This window comes from Kocuria sp. CH-021 (assembly GCF_049716185.1).
GTDB lineage: Bacteria > Actinomycetota > Actinomycetes > Actinomycetales > Micrococcaceae > Kocuria > Kocuria cellulosilytica.
In genome coordinates this window covers 196432-211237 of the sequence record NZ_JBNAFK010000002.1, presented here as the reverse complement: position 1 = coordinate 211237, position 14806 = coordinate 196432, and the positions used below count along the sequence as shown (strand labels likewise).

12 protein-coding genes, 1 tRNA gene and 1 riboswitch are annotated in these 14806 nt (G+C 73.3%); of the genes, 8 read left to right on the top strand and 5 right to left on the bottom strand.

What is annotated here, in order from left to right; genetic code table 11:
* Position 1 precedes the first annotated feature (1 nt).
* A complete protein-coding gene (locus ACPYN7_RS02240; protein ID WP_424346563.1) occupies positions 2 to 1213 on the top strand; it encodes an MFS transporter in 1212 nt (403 codons plus the stop codon).
* On the opposite strand, the gene serC is transcribed toward ACPYN7_RS02240, so the two are convergent.
* Positions 1210 to 2349 carry a phosphoserine transaminase gene (gene serC, locus ACPYN7_RS02235; protein ID WP_058874297.1) on the bottom strand — a complete coding sequence of 380 codons (1140 nt, stop codon included), beginning with the start codon at positions 2347 to 2349 and terminating at the stop codon, positions 1210 to 1212. The genes ACPYN7_RS02240 and serC overlap by 4 nt on opposite strands.
* A gap of 316 nt (positions 2350 to 2665) precedes the next feature.
* Between serC and ACPYN7_RS02230 the strand changes: the two genes are divergently transcribed.
* The 4 genes from ACPYN7_RS02230 to ACPYN7_RS02215 all read left to right on the top strand — a co-directional run bounded on the left by ACPYN7_RS02230 (position 2666) and on the right by ACPYN7_RS02215 (position 6215).
* The gene (locus tag ACPYN7_RS02230; RefSeq protein WP_058874298.1) at positions 2666 to 3352 is read left to right on the top strand and encodes a metal-dependent transcriptional regulator; all 687 of its coding nucleotides are present in this window, start codon (positions 2666 to 2668) and stop codon (positions 3350 to 3352) included.
* A 405-nt stretch (positions 3353 to 3757) separates the two neighbouring features.
* Positions 3758 to 3945: riboswitch (cyclic di-AMP (ydaO/yuaA leader) on the top strand.
* A 5-nt stretch (positions 3946 to 3950) separates the two neighbouring features.
* Positions 3951 to 4634 carry a C40 family peptidase gene (locus ACPYN7_RS02225; protein ID WP_424346562.1) on the top strand — a complete coding sequence of 228 codons (684 nt, stop codon included), beginning with the start codon at positions 3951 to 3953 and terminating at the stop codon, positions 4632 to 4634.
* 265 nt (positions 4635 to 4899) lie between these two features.
* Positions 4900 to 5805, top strand: a complete 906-nt coding sequence (locus ACPYN7_RS02220; protein WP_424346561.1) for a C40 family peptidase — start codon at positions 4900 to 4902, stop codon at positions 5803 to 5805.
* A gap of 143 nt (positions 5806 to 5948) precedes the next feature.
* Positions 5949 to 6215, top strand: a complete 267-nt coding sequence (locus ACPYN7_RS02215) for a hypothetical protein (protein ID WP_058874301.1) — start codon at positions 5949 to 5951, stop codon at positions 6213 to 6215.
* On the opposite strand, the gene ACPYN7_RS02210 is transcribed toward ACPYN7_RS02215, so the two are convergent.
* Entirely contained in the window at positions 6166 to 7524 is a 1359-nt protein-coding gene (locus ACPYN7_RS02210) for a DUF4031 domain-containing protein (RefSeq protein WP_424346560.1), read from the bottom strand. The genes ACPYN7_RS02215 and ACPYN7_RS02210 overlap by 50 nt on opposite strands.
* Positions 7525 to 7713: 189 nt before the next feature.
* On the opposite strand from ACPYN7_RS02210, the gene ACPYN7_RS02205 reads away from it, so the two are divergent.
* Positions 7714 to 7786, top strand: a tRNA-Arg gene (locus ACPYN7_RS02205).
* A 144-nt stretch (positions 7787 to 7930) separates the two neighbouring features.
* Here ACPYN7_RS02205 and ACPYN7_RS02200 read toward each other — a convergent pair.
* Positions 7931 to 8605: a hypothetical protein gene (locus ACPYN7_RS02200; protein ID WP_424346559.1), complete on the bottom strand. Its 675-nt coding sequence runs from the start codon at positions 8603 to 8605 to the stop codon at positions 7931 to 7933.
* 150 nt (positions 8606 to 8755) lie between these two features.
* On the opposite strand from ACPYN7_RS02200, the gene ACPYN7_RS02195 reads away from it, so the two are divergent.
* A complete protein-coding gene (locus tag ACPYN7_RS02195; protein WP_424346558.1) occupies positions 8756 to 9484 on the top strand; it encodes an integrase in 729 nt (242 codons plus the stop codon).
* 55 nt (positions 9485 to 9539) lie between these two features.
* A complete protein-coding gene (pcrA, locus tag ACPYN7_RS02190) occupies positions 9540 to 12005 on the top strand; it encodes a DNA helicase PcrA (RefSeq protein WP_424346557.1) in 2466 nt (821 codons plus the stop codon).
* Positions 12006 to 12173: 168 nt separating this feature from the next.
* Here the strand turns inward: pcrA and ACPYN7_RS02185 are convergent, their stop codons facing one another.
* Together ACPYN7_RS02185 and ACPYN7_RS02180 are read right to left on the bottom strand one after the other, a co-directional pair.
* Positions 12174 to 13622 (bottom strand): sugar porter family MFS transporter, encoded by a 1449-nt coding sequence (locus ACPYN7_RS02185; RefSeq protein WP_058874304.1) that lies wholly within the window; start codon positions 13620 to 13622, stop codon positions 12174 to 12176.
* Between the two features lie 336 nt (positions 13623 to 13958).
* Positions 13959 to 14708, bottom strand: coding sequence for a hypothetical protein (locus ACPYN7_RS02180; protein ID WP_058874305.1), 750 nt, complete (start codon positions 14706 to 14708; stop codon positions 13959 to 13961).
* Between the last annotated feature and the right edge of the window lie 98 nt (positions 14709 to 14806).

The following is a 14806-nucleotide window of genomic DNA, read 5'->3' as shown; positions in this document are numbered from 1 at the left end:
GATGTTCCGGTCCTTCCGGTTCCGCAACTACCGGCTGTGGTTCCTCGGCGCGCTCGTGTCCAACATCGGGACGTGGATGCAGCGCACGGCCCAGTCGTGGCTGGTCTTCGACGAGCTCTCGGACCAGGACGCCACCGCCATGGGCGTGGTGACGGCCCTGCAGTTCCTGCCCCAGCTCTTCCTCGCGCCCTGGGCCGGCGTGCTCGCGGACCGGCTCGACCGGCGGCGCCTGCTGCTGTGGACGCAGACGGCCATGGCGGTGCTGGCGGCCGGTCTGGGAGTGCTGGTCCTGACCGGCGCGGCCACCCTGTGGCACGTCTACGGCTTCGCCCTCGCCCTGGGTGTCGTCTCCACGATGGACGCCCCCGTGCGCCAGACCTTCGTCTCCGAGATGGTCGACGACGCCTACCTCTCCAACGCCGTGGCCCTGAACGCGACCTCGTTCAACACGGCCCGGATGATCGGGCCCGCCGTGGCCGGCGTGCTCGTCGCCTCGATCGGGTCGGGCTGGGTGTTCCTGCTCAACACGCTGACCTTCGGCGCCATGCTCGCCGCCGTCCTGGCGATCCGCACGGACGAGCTGCGCGGGATGCCGCGGTCCGGCCGGGGGCGGGGGCAGATCCGGGAAGGCCTGGCCTACGTCGGCAGCCGCCCCGACATCGTGGCCGTGCTGATCACCATCTTCCTCATCGGCACCTTCGGGCTGAACTTCGCGGTGTTCCTGGCGGCCATGGCCGGCCCCGAGTTCGGCCGCGGCCCGGAGACCTTCGGGCTGCTCAACTCGGTGCTGGCGGTCGGCACGGTGGCGGGGGCCCTGCTCTCGGCCCGGCGCCGCAGCGCCCGGCTGCGCTACGTCTACGGGGGCAGCGCCGTCTTCGCCGTCAGCTGCCTGGGTGCGGCGACGGCGCCCAGCCTGCCGCTGTTCGCGCTGTGGCTGGTGCCCTGCGGGCTGTCCTCCCTGACCATCATGACCACTGCCAACGCGTACGTGCAGTCGACCACCTCACCGGTGATGCGCGGACGGGTCATGAGCCTGTACATGGCCATCTTCATGGGCGGCACCCCGATCGGGGCGCCGGTCGTCGGCTGGATCACCGACGCCCTCGGGGCGCGCTGGGGCATGGGGGTCGCCGTGGCGGCGGGTCTCGGCGGGGCCCTGGTGGGCTTCGTCGTGTGGTGGCGGCTGCGCGCGGGGCGCGTGCCCGCCGGTTAGCGCCCCGACCGTCCGTGGAGCTGCTCGACGAGGTGGTCCACGCAGTGCAGCAGCCGGGCCACGTCGTCGGGCTCGATCGAGACGAACGTGGCGATCCGCAGCTGGTTGCGCCCCAGCTTGCGGTAGGGCTCGACGTCCACCACTCCGTGGGCGCGCAGGACCGCCGCGACACCGGCCGCGTCCACGGCGTCGTCGAAGTCCACGGTGGTGATCACGGTGGAGCGGTCCTCCGGGCGGGCCACGAACGGGCGCGCGAACGGGACCGCCTCCGCCCACGCGTAGACGAGGTCGGAGGACTCCTTCGTGCGGGCCGCGGCCCACGCCATGCCGCCCTGCTCGTTGAGCCACCGGACCTGCTCGTCGAGCATGACCAGGGTGGCCAGGGCGGGAGTGTTGTAGGTCTGGTTCTTCCGGGAGTTCTCCAGCGCCGTGGTGAGCTGCAGGAAGTCGGGGACCCACCGCCCCGAGGCGCCGATCCGCTCGATCCGCTCGACGGCGGCGGGGGAGAACGCGCCGAGCCACAGCCCGCCGTCGGAGCCGAAGTTCTTCTGGGGAGAGAAGTAGTAGACGTCCGCCGCGGCCAGGTCCGCGGCCATCCCGCCGGCCGCCGAGGTGGCGTCGACCAGCACGAGCGCCTCGTCCCCGGTGCCGGCGGGCCGCACCACGGGTGCGGCGACCCCGGTGGAGGTCTCGTTCTGGGGCCAGGCGTAGACGTCCACGCCCTCCTCCGCACGGGCCTCCGGGCGTGCTCCGGGGGCCGACTCCACGATCGAGGAGGCCTCCAGGAACGGGGCGCCGTCGGTGGCCTGGGCGAACTTCGCCCCGAACTCGCCGAACACCAGGTGCTGGGCCCTGCGCTGCACGAGCCCGAAGGCGGCGGCGTCCCAGAAGGCGGTTGCCCCGCCCAGGCCCAGCAGCACCTCGTAGCCCTCGGGGAGCCCGAGGAACTGCGCGAGGCCCTCGCGCACCGAGCCCACGAGCTCCTGCACCGGCGCCTGACGGTGGGACGTCCCGAGCAGGGCGGTCCCGGCGCGGGACACGGCCTCGACCTGGGCCGGGCGGATCTTCGAGGGGCCGGCGCCGAACCGGCCGTCGGCGGGCAGCAGATGCTGGGGGATGGTGACGTGTGCGGGCAACGGGCGCTCCCTCGGGATGACGTGCGGCGGGTGACGGGCGGTGGGCGCGGCCGCCGGGACGGGATGCTCGCGCCGTGCGCGCCTCGGCCCATTCTGCCCCACCCGCGGACGCCGGGCTCCGCGGGTGCCGGGTGCGGGGTGCGGTGGACGCCGGGCTGCGCGGGTGCAGTGGGCGGCCGGGCTCATCGGGCCCCGGGCTCCGCGGGTGCCGCTCTCCGTCCGGACCACAGCGGGGCTCTCGCACTAAGCTCGTGCAGGAAGACCGGACCGGGCAGGATCCCCGGGGCCGGACGGCCGGACGAAGGATGACTGAGGCATGAGCGACCTGATCGACACCACGGAGATGTACCTGCGGACCGTGCTCGAGCTCGAGGAGGAGGGGATCACACCGATGCGGGCCCGCATCGTGGAGCGTCTCGACCACTCCGGGCCCACGGTCTCGCAGACGGTGTCCAGGATGGAGCGGGACGGGCTGCTGACGGTGGGCCCGGACCGGTCGCTGCTGCTCACCGAGGCCGGCCGGGAGCGGGCCGTGCAGGTCATGCGGAAGCACCGGCTCGCCGAGCGCCTGCTCGCCGACGTCATCGGCCTGGACCTGGCACAGGTCCACGACGAGGCGTGCCGGTGGGAGCACGTCATGAGCGAGCAGGTCGAGCGGCGGCTCGTGGACCTCCTGCACAGCCCCCGGCACTCGCCGTACGGCACGCCGATCCCCGGCCTCGCCGCCCTCGGGGTGGAGGACAGCCCCGCCGCGGCGCACCCCTCCCTGCTCGACGCCGCCCGCCACGTCCCGGACGGCCCGCACACCATCGCGCTGCTGCCGGAGGTGGTCCAGGCGGACGCCGACCTGCTGGGCGTGCTGAGCGACGTGGGCGTGCTCACCGGGGCCGAGGTCAGGGCACGGGTGGACGGTCAGCTCGTGCGCATCGAGGTGCCGGCCACGGGACGGTCCGCGGAGGTCGACCTGCGGACCGCCGCGGCCATCCGCGTCCTCGCCTCCTGACGCCCCGCCGCGGGCGGCGGGAGATGTGCCTCGCCGCGGGCGGCGGGGGACATCTCCCGCGGTGCCTCCGGAGGCAGTGCGGCGTCGTCCCCGGTGCCCCGGAGCGCTCCGGGGAGCGGTCCCGTCCCGGATGTGTGGACGTTCACAAGCTACTTTCCGCCAGTCCGCTCCCCGACAGGCTCCCGGAGCGCACCGGCCCTGGTGGGACGCGGTTTTTGCGGGCTCCGAAGGGCACTGCACAGGGCGTCGCAGGGGCAAATTCTTCTTCTGTGAAGACTCAATTCCGCGGGATTGATATGGTGCTCGTTGCCTCTTCGTGATCGGTCGTGATCAAAACGTGACACTTCCGTAATCTGTCATGTACTGTTCAACGCGTGCTGATCACTGGTCGGATCGGCGCCCACGAAGCACATCGCCGAATTCTGCCGGTGCCCGTGGCCTCTACACAGAAACTGCTTGGCAGAAGCGGGGGAACCATTTTCGGTCCCGGTGATCCGGGTCCTTGGGGTTAAGTCGTCAGAGCGCGTGCGTTCTGCGGCCGGGTGTCTCCCACCCGAATCCGACAGCTCACCTCGTAGGCAAAGGGAGGAACTCAACCATGTCGCTTTTCCAGCAGAACTCTGCCCGCCACCGCGCCGAGAGCACCTCGCACGCCGTGCGCAACACCACCATCGCCGCCGCCGCCGGCGCCGCGATGATCGGCTCCATCGCCCCGGCCCAGGCCTACGCCCAGGCCCCCGTCGAGTCCGGCGCGGCCTACTCGGCCCCGGCCCCGGCGTCCGCCTCGCTGGCCGGCTACACCTCGTACACCTATGAGGCTCCGGTCGCCGCGCAGCCCGCGGCCCAGCCCGCCGCCCCGGCCTACGAGGCCCCGGCCCCGGCGCCCCAGCCGGCCGCCGCCACCGCGAGCGTGACCCCCCAGTCCACCGCCACCACGGCCATCTCCCCGGCCGCCGGCGGCATCGTGGGCACCGCGATGTCCGCGCAGGGCGCCGGCTACGTCTACGGCGGCACCGCCTACGGCGCCTGGGACTGCTCCGGCTTCACCCAGTGGGTCTTCGCCCAGAACGGCATCGACCTGCCCCGCACCACCTGGTCCCAGTTCGCGGCGGGCACCCCCACCGCCAACCCGCAGCCCGGCGACCTCGTCTCCCAGAACGGCGGCGCGCACGTGGGCGTCTACATCGGCGGCGGCAAGATGATCTCCGCCCTCAACCCGACCCAGGGCACCCAGGTCCACTCCGTCAACGCCATGCAGCTGGACGGCTACTACACCTTCTGATCGGTCCCGGCCGCCCGCACCCCTCGGGTGCGGGCGGCACCCGATCCCCCCAGGCACGGAGAGCCGCTCTCCCGGCTCTCCGTGCTTCCTGCTGTCCGCCCGGACAGCGACTCCTCCCCTCCGCTCGCCCGGCCGTCGTTCCCGATCCCGGAACACCGTCCTGCCGGACACCGGACCACCCCAGCATCCCCCGGGGCGATCCGTGCTGTCCCCGTGCCCTCCGGCAGGCCGGCTCGGCCCCGCCAGAAAGTCGTCTGAACTCCTCATGACCCGTGACCTGACCTCCTCCAACGGCATCGGCTCGCTCCTGACCGGCAAGGCCCGCACCGTGGCCGCCGTCGCGGCCTTCTCCGGCCTGGCCCTCGCCACCACCGTGTCCGTGCAGGCCGCTCCGGCCCAGGACGCCTCCGCCGACGCCCCGCTGTCCGCCGTGGCCGCCGCCACCCCCGCCGCGGCCCCCGCCGTGTCCCTCGAGCCCGTCGCCCACGTGACGAAGGCCGAGAAGCCGGCGTCGGAGAAGCCGGCCGCGAAGAAGGCTGAGAAGAAGGCGGAGAAGAAGGCCGAGCGGAAGGTGCAGACCCCGGTCGTCGCGGCTCCCGCCGTGGCCGCCCCGGCCCCGAAGCCGGCCGTGCAGGCCGCCCCCGCCCCCAAGCCGGTTGTGCAGGCCGCCCCCGCTCCGAAGCCGGCCGCCGCGCCCGCCCCGGCGGTGGCGGCTCCGAAGCCCGCTGCTCCCAAGCCGGTCGTGCAGGCCGCCCCGGCCCCGAAGCCCGCCGCCGCCCCGAAGCCGGTCGTGCAGGCCGCCCCGGCGGCCGAGCGCACCGTCAGCACCCAGAGCTCCGCCTCCGGCAAGGGCGCGACCATCTCCTCCGCCGCCATGGGCCAGCTCGGCGTGAGCCAGGACTGCACCGCGCTCGTCACGAACGCCCTGCGCGCCGCCGGGATCAACCACCACGGCTGGCCGGCCTCCTACCTGAGCCTCGGCACGCAGGTCTCCGCCGGCCAGGCGCAGCCCGGCGACCTCGTCTACTACGCCGACGGTGGCATGGGCGCGGCCCACATCGGCGTCTACATCGGCGGCGGCAAGGCCGTCCACGGCGGCTGGAACGGCGGCACGACCGTCATCGACAGCGTCAACGTGGGCTCCGGCCCCGTCTACGTCCGCGTGCGCTGAGCGCACGCGAGAGCACCGGTTCGGGTGCGCGGTTCCTGGTCGGCCAGACGGGAACCGCGCACCCGCTGTCGTTCCCGGGTCCTCCCCGGCGGCCGCTGCGGCGCCCGCTCCGGTGCCCGCCCGGCGGCCGATAGACTGGGACCATGTCCACCGACTACAGCCGCAACGCCCGCACGAGCCTCGATCGTGAGTACGCCTACATGGCCTACGGCATGATCGCCGGCGCCGTGCCCGGCATCGCGGCCGGGTTCGTGGTCGCCGCCTTCGTGGGCCACGCCGCGATGTGGCTCTCCGTCCTCGGCGGCATCGGGATCGTGCTGGGCCTGGTCACCGGGATCCTGCTCCACCGGCGGCGGCACGTCACGGCCGGGCGCCCGGACCGCCGGGAGGGCGGCGCAGCGCCGGAATGACGTGCTCCCGCAGCAGCGGGGCCAGGTCCACGGGGAGCGCGTCGAGGACGTCCTCGCCGACGGGCTGCCAGCGCAGCTCCTCGATCTCCGCGAGCGGCACGGGCCGGCCCGTCAGCGGCGCCGTGAACACGGTGCAGCGCACCCACGTGCGGTCCTCGTTCGCGGCCGGCGCCTCGAACTCCCCGAGCAGGCCCAGCTGAGCGGGGTCCAGCCGCAGGCCCACCTCCTCCGCCGTCTCGCGCACGGCCGCCGCCGCCGGGGACTCGCCCGGATCGAGCTTGCCGCCGACCAGCATGAAACGCTCCGTGCCGCGCTTGCGCACCGTCAGCAGCGCCCCGTCGTCGTCCCGCAGGCACACGGCGGTGATGGTCAGCACCGCGGCGTCCGCGGGGGGACCGGAGGGACCCGCCCCGACGGCCGCGCGCAGCCGGGCGATCTCGTCCTCGAGGTTGCGGCCCGCCGCGGTGCCCCACCGCCGCCGGGCGGCCGGGGTCCGGAACAGCGGGCGCCGGTCCCGGAGGTCCTCGAGCACACGCAACCGGGCCTGCGCGAACACCGCCTCCGGCACGTGCGCGTACTCCTTCCGGACCCCCGCGACATAGGCGGCGTAGCCCGCCGGGTCCGCCCCGAGCACCGAGAGATCGGCGTCGAGGAGCAGCCCTCCGGCGGTGTCGTCGTCGGTGACCCGGTGCCCGAGGGTGAGCAGCACCAGCCGTTCGACCTCCGCCGCGAGCGGCTCGGGGAAGCCGGCGGCGGTCAGCCGCGCACGGGCCAGCTCCGCGGACTCCTGCTCGTCGGACCCGGGGCGGCCCCGGTAGACCGCGTCGTGGAACCACGCGGCCAGGACCAGGGCCTCGGACCGGGCGGGGTCAAGCCGGGTCCCGGCCAGCAGCACGTCGAGGGCCTCGAGCACCGCGAGCAGGTGCGCCGGACCGTGGTAGTGCCGGTGCGGCTCGCTCCACCGGTGCACGAGCTCCTCGCCCAGCGCCGGGTGCGCCGGGAAACGGGCGGCCCACCGCCGCAGGAGGACCCGGGCGACTCGGTCCGGGCGCGCCCGCGCGGGAACGCGCAGCCCGCTGCGCACGAGCACGCGCGTGAGGTGCCGGCCGTCGACCGGCCGGGCACCCGCGGCCACCGCTTGCTCGTACCGGCTCTCCGGCACGTCGTAGTGGTCCCGGTCGAAGGCGCGCCGGGAAACCCCCAGCCGGTCCGCGAAGGCGTGCAGCTCCTCGTAGGAGGTGTCGGAGACCAGGTGCGAGAAGTGCGTGCCGTGGGCCGGCCACAGCGGCGGATCGATGTAGACGGGCATGCGATCGATCCTAGTGGGGCTGCACCGGCCGGCTCCCGGCGGGGCGGGCGGGTCCCCGGACCGTGGGCCGGTGGGCCCGCCGGGTCCGGACAAGCCGTGGGCCGGCGGGCCCCGCCGGGTCCGGACAGGCTCGGGTCCGGGCGCGGCCGGTTAGCGGGGGTCCGGGGGAGCCCCTAGACTGTTCGCGTCGCCCTCGTAGCTCAGGGGATAGAGCACGGCTCTCCTAAAGCCGGTGTCGTTGGTTCGAATCCAATCGAGGGCACGCACGGACGCCCCGGACCGCACGGTCCGGGGCGTCCGCCCGTCCGGGGCGGTTCCGAGACCGGAGCGCGGTCCGAGCGGGGCCGGGCGCAGTTCCGGCGCGGGGCCGCGCGCCCTGGGCCCCGTCGGCGCCCGGGCCCGCCGGTCAGCGCCGCGGGGCGGGCGCGCGGTCCCGGGGCGGGGCGTCGGCGGCGCCCGACCGGCGCCGGACCGCCTCCACGGCCACGGCCGCGGTCACGGCGAGCAGCAGCACGAGCAGGACCCAGCGGGCCACCACCAGCACGGAGGCCGTGGTCACGGCGGAACCGTCCCCGGGGTCCGCGAGAGCGGCGTCGATCGCAGCGTTGCCCGCCAGCGAGACGGCCGCGAAGCCGAGCACCACGGCCGAGCGCAGCCATCGCCGCGCGCGGGAGGCCGTGTTGACCGCCACGAACAGCAGCCACGCCAGTCCCACGAACAACGGGGCCAGCAGCCCGGACGAGCGGTGCACCGCCTCGTACTGGGCGCGCCCCTCCTCGCCGAGCGCCGCGGCGAGGCGCTCGGCGTGCTCCTGGCCGAACCCGCCCGGCATCCACTCGGGCAGGGCGAGCCCGCCGGCCGCCGCGGCGCCGAACCGGGGGAGGACCCAGACGTGCACGTACAGCCACAGGAGCGCCGCGACGGACATGGCCACGCCCACCACGAGAGCCGAGCTCGACCGCGTGGGCTCCGGCCGGAGTTCACCGGGTGCCGCCTGGTGCAGGCGCGTTCCCCGCGGCGGTCCCGCGGGTGCCGCGGCGCCGCCGTGCTTGCGTGCCTTCTGTGCGCGTGTCAGTCCCATGCCCCCATTATCCCGTCGTGCGCCCACCGCCCAACGCCGGGACCGAGGGGTAGGCTGGGGCCACCCGCACCGGTCCTGACGGACCGCACGGGGGGCGGCCCGGCCGAGGACGACCGGGCGCTCGACGAGGACGACACGGAGGTGCCGGTCATGGAACTGTCCATCGGACTCCCGGACGGCCTGCTCATGCGGCTGACCGAGGGCAACGTGCTGACGCTGTTCGAGAAGGACCACGAGACGGTGCGCCGCACGGTGGACTGCTCCGTCCTCGGCGGCGCCCCCATCGCGGACATGGTGTGGTCGCACAAGCTCTCGGCCGTGATCGTGGCGGTGCCCTCCCTGCACCGGCTCTTCCGCTGGGACCCGTACACCGACGTGCTGTACGAGTTCGCGGGCACGGGCGAGTCCGGACGGCGGGACGGCAAGGCGGCGCAGGCGAAGTTCGCCGCCACCGTGTCCATCACCGAGGACGGCGGCGGCACCCTCTGGCTCATCGACCGGGACTCCTCGTCCCTGCGCTGCATCGAGATCGACACCGACAAGCCCGACGGCGGCCCGCAGGTCTGCACCGTCGTGGGCCGGGCGGGCGCCGGCTTCACCGACGGCCCCACGGACGTTGCGCAGCTGGACCACCCCGAGGACCTGCAGATCCTCTACGACGGCTCCGTCGTGATCGCCGACACCGGCAACGACGCCATCAGGCACCTCGACCCGGCCAGCCGGGAGCTCGACACCGTCTACGGCGGAGGGGCCGAGAACTCCGTCGAGTTCGACGACGACATCCGGCTGCACCGGCCGGTCCGGGTCACGGTCGCCGACTCGGAGCTGTGGGTCGAGGACGACAACGGCCGGCACCGGCTCGAACTGCACTTCGTCTGAGGACCGTCCCCCGCCCGGCCCGGCTGTCTCCGGGCCTCGGTAGACTGGGCCCACGATGGACTACCTCTTCGACAACCCGCTCCTGCCCTCCGCGTCCGTGGCCCGCCCCGGCACCGCCGCCCCGCCGCGGCGCGGCACCGCCTCCGCCGACGCCCTCGTGGAGGGGCTCAACGAACCGCAGCGGGCCGCCGTCGAGCACTCCGGCTCACCGCTGCTGATCGTCGCCGGCGCCGGCTCCGGCAAGACCCGCGTGCTGACCCACCGGATCGCGCACCTGCTGGCCACCGGACGGGCCCACCAGGGCGAGATCCTCGCGATCACGTTCACGAACAAGGCCGCCGCCGAGATGCGCGAGCGCGTGGTGGAGCTCGTGGGGGACTCGGCGAGGTCGATGACGATCTCCACCTTCCACTCCTTCTGCGTGCGCGTGCTGCGGCGGGAGGCCGCGAGCGTGGGCCTGAAGTCGACCTTCTCCATCTACGACTCCGCGGACTCCCTCCGGCTGATCACGCTCGTGGCCAAGCAGCACGACCTCGACCCCAAGCGCTTCGCGCCGAAGAGCATCCAGCACCGGATCTCCGCGCTGAAGAACGAGCTCGTCGACGACGAGACACACCTGTCCCGGGCCTCCGAGAGCGACCCCTTCGAGAGCGCCGTGGCCCAGGTCTACCGCGGCTACACCGAGCGGCTGCGCGCGGCCAACGCCATGGACTTCGACGACCTCATCAGCCAGACCGTGCACATGCTCCGGGCGTTCCCGCAGGTGGCCGAGTACTACCGGCGGCGCTACCGGCACGTGCTCATCGACGAGTACCAGGACACCAACCACGCGCAGTACGCGCTCGTCCGGGAGCTCGTCGGGACCGGCGCGGACACCGGGCCGGGGGCGAGCCCCGTGCCGCCCGCCGAGCTGACCGTCGTGGGCGACTCGGACCAGTCGATCTACGCGTTCCGCGGGGCCGACATCCGCAACATCGTCGACTTCGAGCAGGACTACCCCCAGGCCCGCACGATCCTGCTGGAGCAGAACTACCGGTCCACCCAGAACATCCTCACCGCGGCCAACGCGGTGATCGCCAAGAACAAGGGGCGCCGGGACAAGCGGCTGTGGACGGCCTCGGGCAGCGGCGAGAAGATCACCGGCTACGCCGCCGAGAACGAGCACGAGGAGGCCCGCTTCATCGCCGAGGAGATCGACCGCCTCCAGGACGAGGACGGCTACCGCCCCGGTGACGTGGCCGTGTTCTACCGCACCAACGCGCAGTCCCGCTCCCTCGAGGAGATCCTCATGCGCGTCGGGCTGCCGTACAAGGTGGTGGGCGGCACCCGCTTCTACGAGCGCAAGGAGATCAAGGACGCCCTGTCCTACCTGCGCGCGATCGTGAACCCGGACGACGACATCAACGTCCGCCGGATCGTGAACGAGCCCAAGCGGGGCATCGGCGACCGCGCGGAGGGCGCCGCCGCGGCGCTCGCCGAGCGCGAGCGGATCTCCTTCATGGCCGCCCTGCGCCGTGCCGACGAGGCACCCGGGATGGCGACCCGTTCGCTCAACGCGGTCAAGGGGTTCGTCCAGCTCATGGACGACCTCGCCTCGGTCGCCGAGGGCTCGGGGGCCGCCTCCGTCCTCGAGGCCGTCCTGGAGCAGTCCGGCTACCTCGCGGCCCTGCGCCAGTCGCAGGACCCCCAGGACGAGTCCCGGGTCGAGAACCTCGCGGAGCTCGTGGCCGTGGTCCGGGAGTTCGAGCGGGACCGCCCCGAGGCAGGGCTGCCCGAGTTCCTCGAGCACGTCTCCCTCGTGGCCGACGCCGACCAGATCCCCAACCGGCCCGCCGCCGGGACCGAGGGCGGGCCGAGCGCCGAGCAGATCGCGGCGGAGGTCGCCGAGGCCCGTGCCCAGGGCGTGGTCACCCTCATGACGCTGCACACCGCGAAGGGCCTCGAGTTCCCCGTGGTCTTCCTGACCGGGATGGAGCACGGGCTGTTCCCGCACCAGCGCTCCCTCACGGACGAGAAGGAGATGGAGGAGGAGCGGCGCCTCGCCTACGTGGGTCTCACCCGGGCCCGCGAGCGCCTCTACCTCACCCGGTCCGAGTTCCGCTCCATGTGGGGGCAGTCCCAGTACAACCCGGCCAGTCCGTTCCTGGACGAGATCCCGGCCGAGCTGCTCGACTGGAAGCGCGAGGGCTCCTCCGCCCCGGCCTCGTGGGGCTCCGCGCTGCACGGCGGCGGCTCCGGGCAGCGGGACCCGATGCGGGGCTCGTACTGGGGCGCGGCGGCGGCGTCGAACGCGGCCTTCGAGCGGATGGCCCCGTCCCGGGCCACCACGGCGGGCCGGGTCCAGCCCAACAAGGAGATCCCGAGCCTGTCCGTCGGCGACACCGTCGACCACAAGGCGTTCGGGAAGGGCACGGTGGTGTCCCTCGAGGGTGCCGGCGACAAGACCGTGGCGAAGGTGCGGTTCGGGGCCGACGAGAAGCGTCTCCTGCTGCGCTACGCACCGCTGACGAAGGTGGGCTGAGCCCGGCGGGCCCGCGGCGGTCCCGTCCGGCGAGCCGCCGCCCGCCGCGGACGCGTGCGGCCGGCGGCCGTGCCGGGACGGAGGAGCCCCCGTGGTGGGGACGGCCCTGTCGACGGGCCGTCCCCACCACGGGGGCTCTGCGCGCGGCGCACCGCCGCGGTCCGGTGCCTAGGAGGTGGGCGCTTTGACCTGGTAGATCGCGCCGGTCGAGACGTCCTCCTCGAGCGCCTCGAGGGTCCGGCCGCGGGTCTCCGGGACCTGCGTGTAGACGAAGATCAGCGCCAGCACGCCGACCCCGGCGAAGAGGAAGAACGTCCCGGTGATCCCGACCGCGTCGACCAGGGAGGGGAAGTAGAGCGAGAGGACGCCGTTGGCGACCCACAGCATGAACACGGACACGCCGATCCCGAAGCCGCGCATGTGCAGCGGGAAGACCTCCGAGAGGTACACCCACACCGCGACGTTGAGGAAGGTCTGCATGGAGCCGACGAAGGCGACGACCAGGGCCAGGATCACCCAGGGGCGCAGCGGGTTGTCCGCGCCCATCGTCATCGCGGCGATCCCGATCAGCAGGTGGCAGGTGGTCGTGAGGCTCAGGCCGATCATGAAGGTCTTCCGCCGGTCGAGCCGGTCCATCATGTACAGCGCGATGAAGCCGCCGACCACGGCGATGACACCGGGGGCGATGTTGGCGATCAGGGCCGCGCTCGCGCTGAAGCCGGACTCGATGAGCACGATCTGCCCGTAGTACATGATCGAGTTGATGCCGGTGAGCTGCTGGGCGATGCCCAGGCCGATGCCGACGAGCATGATCCGGATCAGGTGCTTGTTGGTCAGGATCGTGCCCAGGCCGATCCGGTTCTCCGCCCGCTCCTCCTCGGCGACGTGCTCGACCTCGCCGAGCTCGGCGACCGCCCGGTCCTCGGAGCGCACGGTCTTGAGCACCTCGAGGGCCTCGGCGTGCCGGCCCTTCTCGACGAGCCAGCGCGGGGACTCGGGCATCCGGAGCATCCCGATGAACAGCGCCACGGCCGGCAGCGCGGAGATCGCGAACATGATCCGCCAGACGCCGGTGACATCGCTGAAGACGTTGCCGATGATCGCGTTGATCACGAACGCGGAGAGCTGGCCGATCACGATGGCCACCTCGTTGCGGCCGGCGATCGAGCCGCGGATCTCGTACGGGGCCAGTTCCGAGAGGAAGACGGGCACAACGGCCGAGGCGCCGCCGACGGCCAGGCCCAGACAGATGCGCCCGGCCACCAGGATCTCGTAGGACGGGGTGAAGACGACGATCATCGTGCCGACGAAGAACAGCACGGCCAGCAGGAGGATCGTCTTGCGCCGGCCCCAGGCGTCCGAGATCCGGCCTCCGGAGAGGGCGCCGACGGCGGCGGCGAAGACGAGCGAGCTGGTGACCACGCCCTCCGTGAGCGGGGTGAGGCCGAGCTCGGCCGACATCGGGCGCAGGGCGCCGTTGATCACGCCGGTGTCGTAGCCGAACAGCAGGCCGCCGAAGCAGGCGACGATGGAGATCAGGCCCAGGCGCTTGCGGTGCGGCCCGGAGGTGAGCGGAGGCAGCGTGGCGGCTGCTTCGCGCGGTGACGATGTGGCCATCGGAGGTTCCTTTGTTCGTGCGCAGCCGTGGCGCTCTTCATGATGCGGATCGGTCAGTGCGACGGATCACCGGGAGCGTGACGCAGATCTCACTGATGCTGATGTCACTATGTTAGGACATATGGGTGGGTCAGGGAACCCTGTCGGACGGATTTTTGTGACGGCCGCAACATCCGTCGTCGTCGCGCCCGGAATCGGGTCCTGGACTGGGTCCTGGGCCGGGCCCTGGACCGGACCCGGACCCGGGGGCGACGCCCGGAGCGGAGCCCTGTCCGGGGACGACGGAGGCGAACCCGGCCCGGTGCGGGGAGGGCACGGGTCGGCCGGCGGGTGCCCTCAGACGAACAGCAGCACCGCCACGGCCGCGGGGGCCGTCCAGCGCAACGACCTGCCGGTGAGATTGTGCACCGCGCCCAGCAGGGTGCAGCAGACCACGGCCGTGGCGACGGAGGCCCAGCCGCCGAGAAGCAGTCCGGGCAGGGCGAGCAGGAGTCCGAGGACGAGCCCGCCCACCGGCGCGGCCTGTGCCCAGCGCAGAGGCCGGCGCAGCTCCACGGCCCGCTGCACGCACGTCAGGACCAGCGCCAGGAGCAGGGACCGGCCCACGTGGTAGGCCGCGAAGCCCACCATGCCCAGCCACGCGCCTCCGCCGTAGTCGGCGTAGAGGTCCAGGTAGAGCTGGATCGGCTGGACGCGCCACTCGCCCACGAGGAAGACGGGCAGGATCACCCCGAGCAGGACCGCCAGCACGAACAGGAACAGGGCGGTGGTGGTCCGCCGGTGATCGACCGCGGGGGAGGGAGAAGGGGTCGAGGGTGGGGGAACACCGGGGTCCAGCGCCCGGTGGCGCAGCCACGCCACGAGACCTCGCTGGATCCCGACCCATGCCGCGCCCAGGCAGAGCCAGGCGAAGACCTGCCAGCCCAGCGGATAGACGTCGGGGATCTCGCCGGTGAGGGTGAGCACCGTGCCGTCGACCACGGCCTCGAGCCCGAGGGCCACGAACGCGAAGGTCGCGATCGAGACGAGGAAGCCGGGGTCGGCGGGGGCGAACGCCCGGTTCTCGGGGGGATCGACAGAGCTCATGGGGTCAGTCAATCAAGAAACGCCGGGCCGCACGCGCGCGTCCCCGGTTGTGGCCGCCGATTCGGCATGCACTACAGTCTCGTACAGGGAGTGCACCG

Coding starts and splice junctions, on each gene's coding strand:
- ACPYN7_RS02185 (WP_058874304.1), bottom strand. CDS start 13,622: ATGGCCACATCGTCACCGCGCGAAGCAGCCGCCACGCTGCCTCCGCTC.
- ACPYN7_RS02215 (WP_058874301.1), top strand. CDS start 5,949: ATGTCCACCGACTACAGCCGCAACGCCCGCACGAGCCTCGATCGTGAG.
- ACPYN7_RS02220 (WP_424346561.1), top strand. CDS start 4,900: ATGACCCGTGACCTGACCTCCTCCAACGGCATCGGCTCGCTCCTGACC.
- pcrA (WP_424346557.1), top strand. CDS start 9,540: ATGGACTACCTCTTCGACAACCCGCTCCTGCCCTCCGCGTCCGTGGCC.
- ACPYN7_RS02210 (WP_424346560.1), bottom strand. CDS start 7,524: ATGCCCGTCTACATCGATCCGCCGCTGTGGCCGGCCCACGGCACGCAC.
- ACPYN7_RS02195 (WP_424346558.1), top strand. CDS start 8,756: ATGGAACTGTCCATCGGACTCCCGGACGGCCTGCTCATGCGGCTGACC.
- ACPYN7_RS02180 (WP_058874305.1), bottom strand. CDS start 14,708: ATGAGCTCTGTCGATCCCCCCGAGAACCGGGCGTTCGCCCCCGCCGAC.
- ACPYN7_RS02240 (WP_424346563.1), top strand. CDS start 2: ATGTTCCGGTCCTTCCGGTTCCGCAACTACCGGCTGTGGTTCCTCGGC.
- ACPYN7_RS02225 (WP_424346562.1), top strand. CDS start 3,951: ATGTCGCTTTTCCAGCAGAACTCTGCCCGCCACCGCGCCGAGAGCACC.
- ACPYN7_RS02200 (WP_424346559.1), bottom strand. CDS start 8,605: ATGGGACTGACACGCGCACAGAAGGCACGCAAGCACGGCGGCGCCGCG.
- ACPYN7_RS02230 (WP_058874298.1), top strand. CDS start 2,666: ATGAGCGACCTGATCGACACCACGGAGATGTACCTGCGGACCGTGCTC.